We start from the raw sequence: 17,942 nt of genomic DNA, 5'->3' as shown, positions 1-17,942 counted from the left end.
GTGACGGACGCCCCGCCCGTCGCCGGCTACGCGCACCGGTCGTACGCTGTCCAGGAGACCCCTCCCGGGCGTGACTCGTCCCGGGCAGGGGTGTGTCCTGCGTTGCCGAGGGGATGTGCGCCGTGCCCGGTCCACTCGCTGGTCTGCTCACCACCATCCTGGCCGACGCCGGGTTCCGGGACGTCGTCCAGTCCGCCGGCACACCGGCGTTGCGCCTCCAGGGGCCGGCTGCCCTGCGACCGCTGGTCGCGGGAGCGCTGGCCGCCGACGACGGCGCCAAGCGGCCGGTCCTGCTGGTCACCACCACGGGCCGGGAGGCCGAGGAGAGCACCGCGGTGCTCTCCGACCTGCTCGGGGCCGAGTCCGTGGCGCACCTGCCGTCCTGGGAGACCCTGCCGCACGAACGGCTGTCCCCCCGGGCCGACACCGTCGGGGCCCGGTTGGCGATCCTCCGCAGGCTCGCCCACCCCGAGGAGTCCACGGCCGGCGCGCCGAGGGTGGTGGTGGCGACCATCCGCAGCCTCATCCAGCCGTTGGCGCCCAACCTCGGTGAACTGCGCCCAGTCCGCCTCCGGGTCGGGGAGGACCACGACTTCGAGGAACAGCTGGTCTCCCTGGCGGGCCTCGCCTACAGCCGGGTCGACATGGTCGAGAAGCGCGGCGAGTTCGCCGTGCGGGGCGGCATCCTCGACGTGTTCCCACCCACCGAGGAACACCCGCTGCGCGTCGAGTTCTGGGGCGACGAGGTCAGCGAGATCCGCCCGTTCTCCGTCGCGGACCAGCGCTCGCTGCCAGAACAGCGCCCCGAGCTCACCGCCCCGCCCTGCCGGGAGCTGCTGATCACCGAGTCGGTGCGCCAGCGGGCCGCCGCGCTGGCCGAGGAACACCGGGGTGACGCCGACCTCGCCGAGATGTTGGAGAAGATCTCCGGCGGGGTGCCCTGCGAGGGCATGGAAGCCCTCATCCCCGCGCTGTGCGAGGGCGAGCTCCAGCTGCTGCCGGACCTGTTCCCCCCGGACACCCACGTCGTGCTGGCCGACCCGGAGAAGATCCGGTCCCGTGCCGCCGACCTGGTGCGCACCGGGCAGGAGTTCCTGGAGGCCTCCTGGAACGCGGCCGGCGCGGGCGGTAGCGCCCCCATCGACCTCGGCGCCTCCGCCTACCGGGACCTCAACGAGATCGCCGAGCACACCCGCGAGTCCGGCCGCCCCTGGTGGACGCTGTCCCAGCTCCGGGTCGACGAGGAACTGGAGAGCGACTACCGGGGCGCCGACCCGGTCGAGGAGGGCCGTCCCCTCCGCCTCGACGTCCGCCCCGTCGACTCCTACCGGGGTGAGCTGGACCGCGCGTTCGCCGACCTGCGGGCGCACGCCAGCGCGGGCGGCGCCGCCGTCCTGACCTTCCCCGGCACCGGCACCGCGCAGCGGGCGGCCGCCCAGCTGCGGGAGGCGGAGGTCCCCGTGCGGTTGGCCGTGGACGGGCTGCCCGAACCGCCCGCCCCCGGCGTCGTGACCGTGACCAGGGCGTCGTTCGAGGACGGGTTCGTCACCGGCGAGAACGGCCTGGTGCTGCTCACCGAAGCCGACCTCACCGGGGGCCGAGGCGGTACCTCCACCCGCGACATGCGCCGGATGCCCTCCCGGCGCCGCAACGCCGTCGACCCGCTGGCGCTCAAACCCGGCGACCACGTGGTCCACGAGAAGCACGGCATCGGTCGCTACGTCCAGATGTCCCAGCGCACCGTGGCCGGCGCGACCCGCGAGTACCTGGTGCTGGAGTACGCGTCCAGCAAACGCGGTCAACCCGGCGACCGGCTCTTCGTGCCCACCGACCAGCTCGACGAGGTCTCCCGGTACGTGGGTGGCGAGTTGCCGACCCTGAACAAGCTGGGCGGCTCCGACTGGGCCAAGACCAAGAGCCGGGCCCGCAAGGCCGTCCGGGAGATCGCCGCCGAACTCGTCCAGCTCTACGCCGCCAGGCAGTCCGCCCCCGGGCACGCCTTCAACGAGGACACCCCGTGGCAACGGGAGCTGGAGGACGCCTTCCCCTACACCGAGACGCCCGACCAGCTCGCCGCCATCGACGAGGTGAAGCAGGACATGCGTCGCGCGGTGCCGATGGACCGGGTGATCTGCGGGGACGTCGGCTACGGCAAGACCGAGATCGCCGTGCGCGCCGCCTTCAAGGCCGTGCAGGACGGCAAACAGGTCGTGGTGCTGGTGCCCACGACACTGCTCGCCCAGCAGCACCTGAACACCTTCGTGGAACGGATGCGGTCCTTCCCGGTGACCATCAAGGGGCTGTCCCGGTTCACGGACGCGCTGGACTCCGAGCAGGTCATCGCCGGTCTCGCCGACGGTTCGGTGGACATCGTCATCGGTACCCACCGGCTCCTCCAGACCGGTATCCGCTACCGGGACCTCGGTCTGGTCATCGTCGACGAGGAGCAGCGGTTCGGCGTCGAGCACAAGGAGCACATCAAGGCGCTGCGGACCCACGTCGACGTCCTCACCATGTCCGCCACGCCCATCCCGAGGACCCTGGAGATGAGCCTGGCCGGTATCCGGGAGATGTCGACCATCCTGACCCCGCCGGAGGAGCGGCACCCGGTGCTCACCTACGTGGGCCACTACGACGACAAGCAGGTCGGGGCGGCGATCCGCCGGGAGCTGCTGCGGGAGGGGCAGGTCTTCTACGTCCACAACCGGGTGTCCACCATCGAGAAGGCCGCCCGGCGCATCAGGGAACTGGTGCCCGAGGCACGGGTGGTGACCGCGCACGGGCAGATGGGCGAGGACCGCCTCGAGAAGATCATCAACGGTTTCTGGGAACGCGAGTACGACGTCCTGGTCTGCACCACGATCGTCGAGACCGGGCTCGACATCTCGAACGCCAACACCCTGCTGGTGGAGCGGGGGGACCTGCTCGGCCTGTCCCAACTGCACCAGTTGCGCGGCCGGGTCGGTCGGGGCCGGGAACGCGGCTACGCCTACTTCCTCTACCCGCCGGAGCAGGCGCTCACCGAGACCGCCCACGACCGGCTCGCGACCATCGCCCAGAACTCGGAGCTGGGGTCCGGGATGGCGGTGGCGACCAAGGACCTGGAGATCCGGGGCGCGGGGAACATCCTGGGCGCGGAGCAGTCCGGGCACATCGCCGGCGTCGGCTTCGACCTGTACGTACGGCTGGTGGGTGAGGCGGTGGCCGCGTTCCGGCGCGGCTCGGGCATCGACGGCGCCGGGGAGGAGGAGCCGGAACTGCCCGAGGTGCGGATCGACCTGCCGGTGACCGCGCACCTGCCGCACGACTACGTGCCCGGTGAACGGTTGCGCCTGGAGGCCTACCGCAAGATCGCCGAGGCGGCCGACGCCGAGGCCCTGGACGCGGTGCGCGCCGAACTGGTCGACCGGTACGGGCGACCACCGGTCGAGGTGGAGCACCTGATGGCGGTGGCGGCGTTCCGCCAGCTGTGCCGCGACCGAGGGGTCTCCGAGGTGACGCTCCAGGGCAGCTCCGTCCGGTTCGCGCCAATGGAGCTGCGGGACTCGCAGCTCGTCCGGCTGCGGCGGCTGCACCCGAAGGCGACCCACAAGGCGGCGGTGCGCACCGTGTCGGTGCCCCGACCCACCGAGGGGCCGGCCGGGGGCAGGCTGGGCGCGCCGCCGCTGCGGGACCTCCCGCTGCTGGCCTGGTGCGAGCAGTTCCTGATCTCGATGACGGAACCGCGCCCCGCCGCCTCCACCGCCGGCACGTCCTGACCCCGTCTCCGGGGTGCGGGGCCGGTCGGTGGTGGTCGGTCCTCTCACCCCGGGAAGCGGCGTGGTGACGGAACGAGACGAGGAACTACGATCAGCTGGCTAACCGGATGCCGACCGTTCGTGAGAAGGTGTCGCCCGTGAGGACTACGCGCCGTTCCCTTCGTCCGACCGTCGCCGTGCTGGCCTCCGCCGGGGTGCTCCTCGCGGGCTGCGGTTCGGATCCCAGCCAGGTCCGGGCCGCCGCGATCGTCGGTGACACGGTCATCTCACTCGAGCACGTGCAGGACCGGTTGGACTCGATCTTCGAGCGGGACCCCGAGGTCCGCCGCCAGTTGGCCTCCACCGGCCAGATCGGCGAGGTCGGCAGGAACATCGTCACCCTCTCCGTGCAGCACGAGCTGATCAACGAGGTCGCCAGGCGGGAGGGGCTGACCGTCGACCAGGCCGAGGTCGACGAGCTCATCGACCAGCGGGGCGGCGCCGAGGCGGCCTCCGAGGGCACCGTCTACGACGCGTCGAACTTCCGGGAGCGGGTCGCCGACCAGCTGCTCATGCTGGAGCTCGGGCGCAAGTACTTCGACGGCATCGAGGTGGTCTTCGACTACACGCAGGCCGTCACCCGGGAGGACGCCCTGGAGAAGGCGGAGCGGTTGGCCGCCGACCCCGCCAGCATCGAGGAGATGGTCGCCGAGGACGCGGCGAGCGGGCTCCCAGGACAGCTCGACCAGCGCACGACCGCGGCCGAGCAGCCGCAGCTGGCCGGTCAACCGCTGTTCGGGGCGGCCCCGGGCACCGTGGTGGCGTTCCCCTTCGACAACCAGGGCGGGCAGTGGATGGTCGCCGTGGTCAAGGAACGCAACCTCGACGCCGCGACCGGTGAGCCCGGCCTGGCCGACTCGGTCGACCCGCAGACGTTGCAGTACTTCGGCTCCCGGCTGATGGCCCCGGTCGCCGACGAACTCGACATCAGGGTGAACCCGCGGTACGGCGTGTGGGACCCGGTGAGCCTGGGGGTGGCCCCGAACGCCGACGAGGTCGCCGGCATCCAGATCCCCCCACGTCAGGGGACCGCGACCGCCAACCAGTGAGTCAGCGGCGGCCGGGGGCAGCGGGGGTCCCCCGCGCCACCGGGCCGGTCGACGGCGTGACCGCACGGCCGGGAGGCCGGAAGACCACCACCCGGAGGGGGCGACGAGGTGTCCGAGGAGAACAGGGACAGGCGGGCTGCTCCGACGCTGGTCGAGGGCAGTGCCGTGCTGGTGGTGGAGGACCGGCCCGAACCGGGTGTCCCGGTCGCGGCCCTGCCCCTGGTGCGGGCCGCCCGGCACGTCCTCCTCGACCCGGACGTCCCGGCCTGGTTGGCCAGGGCGCTGGGCGGCGAGCCCACCCCCAAGCCGGCGGAGCTGTTGGCCCTGGCCACCCGAGAACCCGTCCTGCTCGTGGTGGTCGACGCGACCAGCCCGGGCGCCTCGGCGTTGCTGGAGGCCGGTGCCGCCGAGGTGCGGGGACCGGGGGAGGACGTCTCGCCGGATGCCTCCCCGGCCTGGAGCGGCGGCGCCGCCGGGCCGGGAGCGGCCCTGCTGGAGGCGGTCGCGGTGATGGACCGGCTGCGCTCGCCCGGGGGTGCCCGTGGGACGCGGAGCAGACCCACGAGACGCTGCGCCAGTACCTCGTCGAGGAGACCTACGAGCTGCTGGAGGCCATCGAGGACCGTGACCGGGGCGCGCTGCGCGAGGAGCTCGGCGACGTCCTGTTGCAGGTGCTGTTCCACGCCAGGATCGCCGCCGAGCACCCGGAGGCCCCCTTCGACATCGACGCGGTGGCCGCCGCCCTGGTCACCAAGCTCGTCGGGCGCCATCCGCACGTCTTCGGCGCCGAGTCCGCTGACCCTTCCGCGTCCCCGTCGGACGCCCTCGCGCAGCAGGCGCGGTGGGAGGAGCTGAAACAGGTCGAGAAGCAGCGGGAGTCCGCCGTCGACGGGGTGGCCTTCGGGCAGCCCGCCGTGGCGCTGGCGGCGAAGATCGCCGCGCGCGCGACCAAGGCCGGGGTGCCGGCGGAGTTCTTCCCCTCGGGTCCCGGCGCGGGGGAGCGGCTGTTCGCCGTGGCCGCCGAGGAACGGCGCGCGGGGGGTGAGCCCGAGGGCGAACTCCGGGCCGTGGCCCGAGCCTTCGCCGGGCGGATCCGCGCCGCCGAGCGGGCCGCGCGCTCCGTCGGACTCGACCCGCACCGGCTGGGGCCCGCCGACTGGGCGAGGTTCTGGCCGTCGGAGTGAGGGAGCGCACCGCCCCCGCACGCGGCTGACGCCGCCTCCCCTTCCGTGCCCGGGCCGGCTCGTGGTCCCCGTGAACGGACGCCCGCCTGGCCGACCACCGGACAGGCCGTCGTGCCCGGTCGGATTCGGCTTCGCCCACCCGGGAACGTTCGTCCCCGGCCGGCCGCCCGTGCCGCCCCGACTCTCCCGAGCGGGTGGCCGTCGCGGTGGCGGACGACGACCGGTCGCGCCCCCTGGGGCCGTCGGGCCGGGCCGCCAGTGGGGCGCCCGCCGGAGCCGACCTGGACCGCCAAGGGCCGGGAGGACCGGCGCCACGTGAGCCGCCTCGACCTCCGGCCAGCCGGCGCCAACACCGGACACCGCTCCTGACCAGCGGTCCACACCGCCGTGATCGTCATGGCGGCGGGACGCCCGAACGGGAAACCGGCCTCGCTCTACTCTGCTCTCGGTCGCGCTCAACGGCGAGGCGGCGGAACACCACTCGTTGCGTTACCAGAGCGGAGTACCCGAATGTCGCACGTTCCCGTGGCTGGCTGGCGCAAGTCGCGCCGCAGCACCTCGCAGACGAACTGCGTCGAGATCGGCTCCGGCCCCGCCGTGGTGGGCATCCGGGACACCAAGAACCGGGGGGCCGGGACCCTCTACGTGGAACCCGCCGTGTTCGGCGCGTTCCTCACCGCCCTCAAGGAGGGCCGCATCGGCACCGGACGCTGAGGCGGGCGTCCCGCCCCCACCGCACCTCCCCACCACGAGCGCCGAGCGCCCCTCCGGTGACCCCTTGGCGACGGTCGGCCAGGTGCCGAGCGCACCGCGCCGGGGTGGCCACGGACCGCCACCGAGTCGCCCGACGGCGTTTCCCGGGTGGGGAACGGCAATCATCCTGTTGGTGGGGGTGCCTCGTCGTTAGGGTGGCGGAGGTGAACATCGCCGGATACCTCCGCTTCCCTCATCTCCACGCGGATCTCCTCACCTTCGTCGCCGAAGACGATGTCTGGCTCGCACCGCTCGACGGCGGGCGCGCATGGCGGCTCACCGCCGACCGTGTGCCGGTGACCAACCCCCGGTTCTCCCCCGATGGCGGCCAGGTCGCCTGGACCAGCACGCTCGACGGTGGCCGAGCCGAGGTCCAGGTCATCGGCCTGGAAGGCGGGACCTCCCGTCGGCTCACCCACTGGGGAGCCGGGCGCAGCCGGGTGCTCGGCTGGCGGTCGGACGACTCCGGCGCGCTCTCCGTCGTCGCGGCCTCCACCGTGGAGTCCCACGGCGCCCGTTCGTGGGCCTACTCGGTTCCCCTCGACGGCGGGCCGGCCACCAAGCTGCCGTACGGGCCGCTCAACGACGTGTCCTTCGGACCCGACGGCCAGGTGGTGCTCGGCAGTTACACCATGCGGGACCCGGGGCACTGGAAGCGCTACCGAGGAGGCACCACCGGCAAGATCTGGCGGGACCTCGACGGGGCCGGGGAGTTCGAGCGCGTCCACTCGGAACTCGACGGCAACCTCGCCAGCCCGCTGTGGGTGAACGGTCGGATCGTCTTCCTCTCCGACCACGAGGGCGTCGCCAACCTGTACTCCTCGGAACCCGACGGTTCCGACCTGCGCCGGCACAGCGACCACGACCGGTTCTACGCGCGGTTCGCCAGCACCGACGGTCAGCGGGTCGTTTACCAGCACGCCGGTGAGGTGTGGTTGCTGGAGGACCTCGACGGCACTCCTCGGCGGATCGACGTCGCCCTGACCGGGGCTGGCGCGAACCGGCGCCCGACCACCGCCACCGCCAGCGACCACCTCGCCGCGGCGGTGCCGGACCACACCGGCCGGGCGAGCGCGGTCCTCGCGAGGGGCACCGTGCACTGGGTGAGCCACCGGGACGGCCCGGTGCGCGCGCTGTCGGCCACCCCCGGGGTGCGGGCCAGGATGCCCCGGTTCGTGTCCGAGCGGCAGGCCGCCGAGAACGCCCCGGCCTCGGTCGTCTTCGTCACCGACGCCGAGGGTGAGGACGCGCTGGAGATCGTGCCGGTCACCGGCGTGGAGCCGGGTGCCGAGCCCCGCAGGATCGGCGCCGGCCAGCTGGGTCGGGTGCTCGCGCTGGAGGTCTCCCCCGACGGCCTGACGGCGGCGGTCACCAACCACGACAACAAGCTCCTCGCCGTCGACCTGGTCAGCGGCCGCATCCGGGTCGTCACCCGCGCCGAGTCGAGCGACCCGGGGGACCTGGCCTTCTCCCCGGACTCCAAGTGGCTCGCCTGGTCCCACCCCGGCCCGGACCCGTTGCGGCACATCCGCGCGGTCAACCTGGCCGCGGCGGTCGGTGACGCCGACGAGCTGCCCGCCTCCTCCATCGTCGACGTCACCGAGCTGAGGTTCGTCGACACCGAGCCGGTCTTCACCCAGGACGGCAAGTACCTCGCCTTCCTGTCCGAACGGACCTTCGACCCCGTGTACGACGCGCACGTGTTCGACATGTCCTTCCCGAACGCCTGCCGCCCGCACCTCGTGCCGCTGGCGGCCCTCACCCCCTCGCCCTTCGGGCCGACCACGCAGGGCCGCCCCGCGCCTGGGGAGACGGGGGAGGACGGCGAGTCCACCGACAGCGGCGAGAGCAGGCAGGAGGCCACCGTCCTCAGCGTGGAGGGCATCGCCCAACGCGCCGTGCCCTTCCCCGTCGCGGCCGGGAACTACCACTCGCTGCTCCCCGTCAAGGGCGGTGTCGTGTGGCTGCGTGAGCAGGCCAGCGGTGTCCTCGGCGACGCCAGGCCCAGCCAGGACGCCAAGGCCGAGCAGGCCACGCTGGAGCGCTACGACCTGAAGGAGAACCGGCTGGAGGTCCTCGTCGAGGACGTCGACCGGGTCGCGGTCAGCGGCGACGGCACGAGGCTGCTGTTGACCGACGGGGGCGCGCTGCGCCTCGTCCCCGCCGACCGCAAGGCCGAGTCGAACGGGCCAGGCGGTCCGGTGGAGATCGACCTGTCCAGGGTCCGGTTCACCCTCGACCGGGGTCGGGAGTGGCGGCAGGCCTTCGACGAGGCGGGCCGCCTGATGCGGGACCGGTTCTGGCGGTCCGACATGGACGGCGTGGACTGGGCCGGTGTCCTCGACCGGTACCGGCCGCTGACCGACCGCCTCGGCAGCCACGACGACCTGATCGACCTGCTGTGGGAGACCCAGGCCGAGCTCGGCACCTCCCACGCCTACGCGGTCGCGCCCGGCGGCGGCGACCAGCAGCGGCGGCAGGGCAAGCTCGGCGCCGACCTGGTCAGGGACGAGGAGGGGAACTGGCGGATCGGCCGTGTGCTCCCCGGCGAGACCTCGGACCCGGCGGCCAGGTCCCCGCTGCTGGCCCCCGGCGTCGCGGTGCAGCCCGGCGACGTGCTCGTCGCGGTCGACGGCCAGCCGGTCGACCCGGTGACCGGCCCGGCGCCCCAGCTCGTCGGGAGCGCCGGGAAGGAGGTCGAGCTCACCATCCGCCCCGGTGCGGGCGGCGCGGTCCGCCGGGCCGTGGTCGTCCCGTTGGCGGGGGAGGAGGCCCTGCGCTACCAGGAGTGGGTGGCCGACCGCCGCTCCTACGTCCGGGAGCGGTCCGATGGCCGCCTCGGCTACCTGCACGTGCCCGACATGATGGCCGTGGGCTGGGCCCAGCTGCACCGGGACCTGCGGTTGGAGACCCAGTACGACGCCCTCGTCGTCGATCTCCGGGAGAACGGCGGCGGACACCTCTCGCAGCTCGTCGTGGAGAAGCTCGCCCGCCAGATCATCGGTTACCAGTTCGACCGGGACGGCCGCGGCCACGCCAGCTATCCCAGTGACGCACCGCGCGGACCGGTGGTGGCGTTGGCCGACGAGCTGTCCGGCTCCGACGGCGACATCGTCACCGGGGCCATCAAGGCGCTGGGCGTGGGCACGGTGATCGGGGTCCGCACCTGGGGCGGGACCATCGGCATCGACTCCCGGTTCCGGCTGGTCGACGGCACCCTGGTCACCCAGCCCGGCTACGCGACCTGGATGCGGGGTCGGGAGTGGGGCATGGAGAACCACGGTGTCGAACCCGACATCGAGGTGGTGTGCCGGCCCCAGGACTGGGCGGCCGGCCGCGATCCGCAGTTGGACACCGCGATCCGGGTCGCCCTGGAGCGGCTCGCCGAACGGCCGGCGACCGCGCCGCCGCCGTGGCCCAGCCCCCGTCAGGGCGGCTGACGCGAGGAGCCCCGGGGTGGACGCGGCGCGCCCGTGCTCGTGCCACCGGTGTCGTCGTGGCGCGGTGTCCTCCGCCCGCGACGACACCGGACGGCGCGGTGGCCCGGCGGACACCCGTCCGGCGGCTGCTCGGGGCCGGGAATCCCCTTCGGACGGTGGTGTCCGGGACCCCGGTTCCCCGGCTCCGCCCCGGATCCGGCGCGCACGGGGCGAGGGGTGCCGGTCGCGGTCCTCCATGCGCTACCGTCCCGGAGGCCATCACTGCGTGGCTCATCCGGACGCGACCGCGCGGGCTCCACGGGGCCCGGGTCGGCGCGAGTGAGGAGGACGGAGCGGTGTCGAACATGTCACCCGCCCCCGGGCGACGACGATGGGCCCGGTTGGTCATCGGGGGCGCCACCCTGGCGCTGGCGTCCTCGGCCCTGGTGGCCTTCGTGGCCAGGGACGACCCCGCCGACGGCAACTACCTCCAGGCCCTCGCGGAGGAGATGCCGGCCGTGGCGCCACCTGACCGGGGAGCCAGCCTCCCCCCGGTGTCCGTGGTCAGCGTCGACGGACCGACCCGGCTGGGTTCGCGTCCCCAGGACCAGCTCACCGGGTGGTCGGAGGCCCTCGCCGACCCCTTGAACATCCCCAGGGCCGCTCTCCAAGCCTACGGGTACGCCGCCGCGACCGTGCAGGCGGAGAACCCGTCCTGCGGGCTGACGTGGACGACGTTGGCGGCGATCGGGTCCTCCGAGTCCAACCACGGCCGGCACGGTGGCGCGACCCTGGATCGGACGGGACGTCCCAGCGAGCCCATCATCGGCATCCCGCTCGACGGGCGACCGGGGGTCAAGGAGATCCGCGACACCGACGGCGGTGAACTCGACGGGGACGACGTCTATGACCGCGCCGTCGGTCCCATGCAGTTCCTCCCCCAGACCTGGGCGGAGTGGGGGGTCGACGCCGACGGCGACGGGGTGGCCGACCCGCAGGACATCGACGACGCGGCGTTGGCGGCGGGCAACTACCTCTGCGACTCCGGTGGCGACCTGACCGAGTCGGAGGGGTGGTGGCGGGCGGTGCTCACCTACAACGAGAGCCGCGCCTACGCCACCGACATCCTCGAACGAGCCGAACGGTACGGACAACTCAGCCGCGACGTCCTGAGGTGAGGCCGCGCTCCCCGGGGCGCCCCGCTCCACACCACCCTCGGGCGCGGCTTCGACCGCCCCGGTCCAAGCCCCGGCTGGCGCTCCGGTCCCCGAGGAACGGGATGTTTCGGGCTACTCGTTCGTTATCGACCAGTAATCTGACGGCGTGGCCACCACTTTGCCGCTGCCCTCGCCCTCGACGCGTCCCCGGCGCCGTCGGCGGGGGCCAGCGTCCTTCCTCCGTTGGCTCCTCGTCCTGGCGTTGCTCGCCGGTTCGGCGTGGGTCGCGTTCCGGGTCCTCGACTTCGTGGACTCCTTCACACCGTCCCGGGGCGCGCCGGTGTCCACCCGCATCCCCATCGACCCGGCCGACGTGGAACCCCGCAGCGCCGTCCCCGCCGGCCCGGTCGCCGTTCCACCGGGCCCCGGGGAGGAGGCCGCGCCGCCGGCCGCGCCACCCGAGGTCGCGGAGCGGTCCGATCCGTCGGAGAGCGCCGCGCCACCACCACCTCCGGTGACGGTCGAGGAGTGGGCGGACCGGATGTCGACCGTGCTGGACGTCCCGGCCAGGGCGCTGCGCGCCTACGCGGCCGCGGAGGTCCGCATGCGCGCCGACATGCCGGCGTGCGGAGTGCGGTGGAGCACCGTCGCGGCGATCGGGCGCATCGAGTCCGACCACGGGCAGATCGGCGGGCGGACGCTGGAGGAGGACGGCCTGTCCTCGGAACCGATCTACGGGGTCCCGCTGGACGGCCGGCCCGGCATCCGGGAGATGATCGACGAGGACGCCAGCGCCGAGGCCGGGGAAACGGTCTACGTGCGTGCCGAGGGCCCGATGCAGTTCCTACCGTCCACCTGGGACATCTGGGGTGCGGACGGGAACGGCGACGGGGTCGCCGACCCACAGCACATCGACGACGCGGCCCTGGGCACCGCCCGCTACCTCTGCTCGGCCGGGGCCAACCTGGACGACGCCACTGACTGGTGGGACGCGGTGTTCGCCTACAACAACTCGGTGGACTACGGCCAACGCATCTTCGGCCTCGCCGAGCGGTACGCCACCATCGAGGTGCCCGCCCCTGACGGCGGTCCCGCACCACCTCGCGCCACCGCCGGGCCGGACACCGCGTCGAACGGCCGGAACCGGCCGGACGTCACCTCTCGAACAACGAGATCCGCGCCCGCACCTCGCCGAGCGCTTCCTGGTACTCGGGAGTGGGGTTCATCGACGCCGCCAGCCGGAGCTGGGTCCGTGCCTCCTCCAGCCGCCCCTGGCGTTGCAGGGTCCTGCCCAGGGCCAACCGCGCGTAGTGGTCGGTCGGGTCCATCTCCACCGCTGCGGCGAAGGCCGCCTCCGCGCGGCGGAGCTGCGCCGTGTAGTAGTAGGCCCGGCCGGCCAGCACCTGCACGCTGGGTTTGTCCGGGTTCTCGGCGAGCACGCGGTCCAGCACCCGCAACGCCTCGGCGGGCCGCCGCTGCTCCAGCAGCGCCTCCGCTCGGCGGAATGCCTCGTAGCTGTTCTCAGCCGTCATACTGTTCCCACGCTACGCCCGGAACCAGGCGTGTTCGACCGCCGTCCGGCTGGCTCCACCCGAGGCGGTGAGGTCACCGAGGGTGCCCGGCGACCGGCGGGGCGCGCGACCCAGGGGCCCGTGACGCGGGGTACCGCCGATCGGACGCTCCCCGTTGGAGTGATCGGTGGGGGGGGCGAGCGGGCCATCCGGCGGTTCCTCCCCCGCTCGGTAGTGGACGACCCGGTACCCCGTCACCTGGATGTGCGTGCCTCCACAGAGCGAAACTGGCGGCGGACTAGGCTCGACCGGAGTCCGTACCGAGGATGGTGAGGAGCACAGGTGGCAGTCATCGAGCAGGTCGGCGCCCGCGAGATCTTGGATTCCCGGGGCAACCCCACCGTCGAGGTGGAGGTGGCGCTGGACGACGGGACCCTGGCGCGCGCGGCGGTGCCCTCCGGCGCGTCGACCGGCGAACACGAAGCCGTCGAGCTGCGCGACGGCGACGCCGCCCGCTACGGCGGCAAGGGCGTCGAGCGCGCGGTGACGGGCGTGCTGGACGAGATCGGCCCCGAGCTGGTCGGGGTGGAGGCCATCGAGCAGCGGGTGGTCGACCAGAAGCTGCTGGACCTGGACGGGACGCCGGACAAGTCCCGGCTGGGCGCCAACGCGATCCTCGGCACCTCGCTGGCCGTGGCGAAGGCCGCGGCCGACTCCAGCGGTCTGGAGCTGTTCCGCTACGTCGGTGGCCCCAACGCCCACGTGTTGCCCGTCCCGCTGTTCAACATCCTCAACGGCGGCGCCCACGCGGACAACGACGTGGACGTGCAGGAGTTCATGATCGCCCCGATCGGCGCCGGCTCCTTCCGGGAGGCCCTGCGCTGGGGCGCGGAGGTCTACCACACGCTCAAGTCGGTGCTCAAGGGCCGTGGCCTGAGCACCGGCCTCGGCGACGAGGGCGGCTTCGCGCCGAACCTGGCCAGCAACCGGGAGGCCCTCGACCTCATCGCGCTCGCCGTGGAGAAGGCCGGCTACCGCCTGGGTCGGGACATCGTCCTGGGCCTGGACGTCGCCGCCACCGAGCTGTACGAGAACGGCACCTACACCTTCGAGGGCTCCCCGAAGACGGCCGAGCAGCTGGCGGAGTACTACGCGGAGCTGGTGGCCGCCTACCCGCTGGTCTCGATCGAGGACCCGCTGGCGGAGAACGACTGGGACGGCTGGGTGCACCTCACCGAGAAGTTGGGTGCCAACGTGCAGCTCCTCGGTGACGACCTGTTCGTCACGAACCCGGAGCGGTTGGAGGAGGGCATCAGCCGGCGGGCGGCGAACGCCCTGCTGGTCAAGGTCAACCAGATCGGCACGCTGTCCGAGACCCTCGACGCGGTGTCCCTGGCCCACTCGCACGGCTTCAAGACGATGATGAGCCACCGCTCAGGTGAGACGGAGGACACCACCATCGCCGACCTGGTCGTGGCGACCGCCAGCGGTCAGATCAAGGCGGGCGCGCCGGCGCGGAGCGAGCGCGTCGCGAAGTACAACCAGCTGCTGCGCATCGAGGAGACCCTCGGCGACGCGGCGCGCTACGCCGGCGAGCTGGCCTTCCCCCGGTACACCCCGGAGGCGTAGGCGGTGGCCCGACGTGAGCGGGAGCGGCCGGGTCGGCGGGGCACGTCCTCGCCGGCCCGGCCCAGCGAGCGCTCGCGGCGGACCCAGCGGAGCAGCGGGAAGATCACCCTGGTCAGCTCGCTGCGCCGGGTCGGGGTCCGCGCGCGCCGCACCCGGGGCGGACCGCGGACGGGCGGGGCGTTCGGGCTGTCCTCCACCCGGCGGGCGGCGGTGTTGGCGATGGTGGTGTGCGCCCTGGCGTTGAGCGTCGCGGTGCCGCTGCGCACCTACCTGTCCCAGCGCTCCGACGTCGCCGAGGCGGAGCGGCGCCTGGAGGAGCTGCGGACCGAGCGGGACGAGCTGGCTGCCAGACTGGACGAGTTGGCGGACGACCAGCAGGTGGAGGCCGAGGCCCGCCGCCGGTTGGGTTACGTCCGCCCCGGCGAGACGCCGTACATCGTCCAGCTGCCGCCCGGCCAGGAGCCGAGTGAGCAGGAGGACGAGGAGGACGACCAGGACCAGGCCTGGTACAGCAGGCTCTGGAACTCGATCACGGGAGATGGCTGAGATGAGCAGGGCCGAGCAGCCCAGGGTGACCGAGCCGGTGCCGGCCACCGACGAGGACCGGGCGGCGGTGGCCGAACAGCTCGGTCGGACACCACGAGGGCTGCGGGCGGTGGTCGCGCGGTGCCCGAGCGGCCACCCCGCCGTGGTGCGGACGAGCCCCCGGCTGGAGGACGGCACTCCCTTCCCCACGTTGTACTACCTGACCTGCCCCCGGTTGTCCTCCTCGATCGGCCGGCTGGAGGCGTCCGGCCTGATGCGGGAGATGACGGAACGGCTCTCCCACGACGAGGAGCTGGCCGCGCACTACCTGCGGGCGCACGAGTCCTACCTGGCGGAACGGGACGCGATCGAGTCCCTCGGCATCCAGGTCACGGCCGGCGGGATGCCGGGGCGGGTGAAGTGCCTGCACGTGCACGTCGCCCACGCGTTGGCGAAGGGCCCCGGGGTGAACCCCTTCGGGGACGAGGCCCTGGGCCTGCTCGCGGCCGAGTGGCCGACCGGCGAGTGCGCCGCCTGACCGGCGCCACCCGCGACGCGTCCTGAGTTCCCCGGGCCGCTCCCGGCCGGCCGGGTGCCGCGAAGCCGTCCGCGGGACCGCCATCCGCGTCGTCGGCTGACGACGTGACGGGCCACCTCCGCCGGGGCCGGCCGCACCCAGGTCCGGCTGGCGCGGCACTCCGGTCCCTCGGCCGTCCGCTGGTCGCCGCCGTCCCCGGGCCACCGCCCGCCCCCGGTGCTCGTCCGCGCCGCCCACCTGCCCGTCCAACGGGGCGGCTGACCTCCAGGTGGCTTCCCGCGACCGGCGGTGTGGCCGGTGGCCCTCCTGGGCCGGGTGCCCGTGCGTCCGCAGGGCACGGTCCTGGCGACGGTCCGGTTGCGGACAGGTGAAGGCTGGCTGACTGGTTCGCGCCGGCCCCGGCTCCGGGATGGCCGGGTCCACCGCCGCCCGGGCGGCGATCACCGGTTCGGGGGACCACGCGGAGCCCGTGCCCGCCGCTGGTCAGGGGCGGTGCCGGGCCTCGGGCCACCGGGGTGGCCGACGTGCGGGGACCACCCTTGTGGGGCCGGCCCACACGAGTGGTCCTGGCTCCCGTCTCACACGAGGACCACGAGGAAGCCGGTTCACTACTGCTGTGAGCTGAGGCAGACTGGCTCCGGCAGGTGGAGTTGGCGGAGGAGGGGCACCGGTGACCGACCTGAGTGGACGGGCTCCTGAGGGGGCGACTGGTTCGCGGCCGAGGTGGCTGTTCGGTCCGAACGGACGCCCGAAGCTCCCCGTCGTCGTCACCGCCTTCGCGGCGCTGTTGATGCCCTCCGCGGCGCTGGGCACGGCGACGCTCAACGTCGCGCCAGCCCTGGCGCAGGAGTCGGCGGACATCGCCCTGCCGGGCCCGGGCGGCGTGCTGGACCTGCTGCGCGACCCCCAGGACGGCGAGTTGTACGGGGCCGGCGGCCGACTGCCCGCCGGTGACCAGGTCAGCCCGGAGCTGCTCGAGGAGCTGCGGAACCGGGGCGGCGTCCCCGGTTCGCCGGGAGACCCCTTCAACGACCTGCCCGACGGCCCGCTCGGCATCCCGGCGATCGTGCTCGACGCGTACCGGAGGGCGGAGCGCGGCCTCGGCGAGACCCAACCCGGCTGCGGACTGCACTGGTCGCTGCTGGCGGGCGTCGGGCGGATCGAGTCAGGCCACGCCCGGGGCGGCAACGTCGACTCGGGGGGCACCACCCTCAGCCCGATCCTCGGCCCGCAGCTCAACGGCGGACCGGGGATCGCCGCGATCCCGGACACCGATGGTGGCCTGCTCGACGGGGACACCGTCTGGGACCGCGCCGTCGGGCCGATGCAGTTCATCCCGACCACCTGGGCCGCCTACGCGGCCGACGGCAACGGGGACGGGGTGGCCAGCCCGCACAACGTCTACGACGCGGCCCTCGCCGCCGGCCGGTACCTCTGCTCGGGCGGCCTGGACCTCCGGGTGCCGGACCAGCTCGCGGCGGCGGTGTTCCGCTACAACCGCTCCGACGCCTACGTCCGGGATGTCCTCCACTGGGCCAACGCCTACCGGAACGGGGTCACCCCGCTGCCGGGCGAGGACGTGCCGGCGGACCCGGACCGCAACCGCGACCCGGTGGCACCGCCGGCCAGTCCCCCCGGCGGTCCGGGCACGCCCGGCGAACCGGGAGGCGGCCAGCGGCCGGGCACCCCGCCCGGTGACGGAGGCGGACGGCCCACGAACCCGCCTCCGACCGATCCCGCGCCGCCGTCCAGCGAGCCGAGCAGGCCGCCGACGACGGCTCCGCCGACCACCACTCCGCCTCCGACGACGACACCCCCGACCACTCCGCCTCCGACCACTTCGCCTCCGACGACGCCGCCGGAGTCCTCGGAACCACCGGAGTCCTCCGTACCACCCGAGTCCTCGGAACCGCCGGAGTCCTCGGAACCGCCGGAGCAGTGCCCGCCGGGCAGCACGCGCCCGCCGGAGGACGACGCGGACGAGAGCACCAGCCCCACCCCGGCCCCCAGCACCACGGCGACCCCTGCGCCGACCGGCACCCCCTCCGTACCGGGCGGGAGCCAACCGCCCGAGGGCAGCGAGCCCCCCGGGGACGACGACGGTTGCGTCCCGATCGAGGATCCGGAGGACGGGGACCGCGACGAGGACGCCGTCGAGGGCGCGACCGCCGAGGACGAGCGTCGGCCCGGGGCCGACGGGGAGGACGGCGGGACCCCGGCGCAGGGGGGACTCGCCGCCCCGGCCGCCGTGCTCAGCCGCCCCGCCGTCGTGTCCCTCCCGCGCCGTCGGACCGGGAACGGCGAGTGGCCGAGTCCGTGACCACGCCGGTGCCGCGACCCCTGACACCGATGGACCACCGCCGTTGCAGACTGGACCTCC

The 17,942-nt window shown here is 73.8% G+C and carries 10 protein-coding genes and 1 pseudogene; 10 read left to right on the top strand and 1 reads right to left on the bottom strand.

Annotation, left to right across the window (positions count from 1 at the left end):
* Positions 1-113: 113 nt before the first annotated feature.
* The 6 genes and pseudogenes from mfd (at position 114) to G443_RS13350 (ending at position 11,380) form a co-directional block, all read left to right on the top strand.
* Positions 114-3,758 carry a transcription-repair coupling factor gene (gene mfd, locus G443_RS13375; protein ID WP_026417397.1) on the top strand — a complete coding sequence of 1,215 codons (3,645 nt, stop codon included), beginning with the start codon at positions 114-116 and terminating at the stop codon, positions 3,756-3,758.
* A 137-nt stretch (positions 3,759-3,895) separates the two neighbouring features.
* Positions 3,896-4,846, top strand: coding sequence for a SurA N-terminal domain-containing protein (locus tag G443_RS13370; protein ID WP_026417396.1), 951 nt, complete (start codon positions 3,896-3,898; stop codon positions 4,844-4,846).
* A gap of 147 nt (positions 4,847-4,993) precedes the next feature.
* Positions 4,994-6,030 (top strand): annotated as a pseudogene (locus G443_RS13365) (nucleoside triphosphate pyrophosphohydrolase).
* A gap of 510 nt (positions 6,031-6,540) precedes the next feature.
* Complete coding sequence (locus tag G443_RS13360; protein ID WP_026417394.1) at positions 6,541-6,744, top strand: DUF397 domain-containing protein; 204 nt, start codon at positions 6,541-6,543, stop codon at positions 6,742-6,744.
* 203 nt (positions 6,745-6,947) lie between these two features.
* Entirely contained in the window at positions 6,948-10,223 is a 3,276-nt protein-coding gene (locus G443_RS25480) for a S41 family peptidase (protein ID WP_035291381.1), read from the top strand.
* Between the two features lie 344 nt (positions 10,224-10,567).
* Entirely contained in the window at positions 10,568-11,380 is an 813-nt protein-coding gene (locus tag G443_RS13350; RefSeq protein ID WP_026417392.1) for a lytic transglycosylase domain-containing protein, read from the top strand.
* 1,133 nt (positions 11,381-12,513) lie between these two features.
* On the opposite strand, the gene G443_RS13345 is transcribed toward G443_RS13350, so the two are convergent.
* Positions 12,514-12,891, bottom strand: coding sequence for a tetratricopeptide repeat protein (locus tag G443_RS13345; protein ID WP_026417390.1), 378 nt, complete (start codon positions 12,889-12,891; stop codon positions 12,514-12,516).
* Between the two features lie 321 nt (positions 12,892-13,212).
* On the opposite strand from G443_RS13345, the gene eno reads away from it, so the two are divergent.
* From eno to G443_RS13325, 4 genes are all read left to right on the top strand, one after another.
* Positions 13,213-14,499 carry a phosphopyruvate hydratase gene (eno, locus tag G443_RS13340; RefSeq protein WP_026417388.1) on the top strand — a complete coding sequence of 429 codons (1,287 nt, stop codon included), beginning with the start codon at positions 13,213-13,215 and terminating at the stop codon, positions 14,497-14,499.
* A gap of 3 nt (positions 14,500-14,502) precedes the next feature.
* Positions 14,503-15,045, top strand: a complete 543-nt coding sequence (locus G443_RS13335) for an FtsB family cell division protein (RefSeq protein WP_026417387.1) — start codon at positions 14,503-14,505, stop codon at positions 15,043-15,045.
* Positions 15,038-15,562, top strand: a complete 525-nt coding sequence (locus G443_RS13330) for a DUF501 domain-containing protein (protein ID WP_211237454.1) — start codon at positions 15,038-15,040, stop codon at positions 15,560-15,562. Before G443_RS13335 ends, G443_RS13330 begins: the two co-directional genes overlap by 8 nt.
* Before the next feature lie 670 nt (positions 15,563-16,232).
* Positions 16,233-17,882, top strand: coding sequence for a lytic murein transglycosylase (locus tag G443_RS13325; protein WP_051313323.1), 1,650 nt, complete (start codon positions 16,233-16,235; stop codon positions 17,880-17,882).
* Positions 17,883-17,942 lie beyond the last annotated feature (60 nt).

It is taken from the genome of Actinoalloteichus caeruleus DSM 43889, from assembly GCF_000429185.2.
In the GTDB taxonomy this organism is placed as follows: domain Bacteria; phylum Actinomycetota; class Actinomycetes; order Mycobacteriales; family Pseudonocardiaceae; genus Actinoalloteichus_B; species Actinoalloteichus_B caeruleus.
Note: the sequence above shows the minus strand (reverse complement) of the source record. Positions and strands in the feature narration are given on the sequence as shown.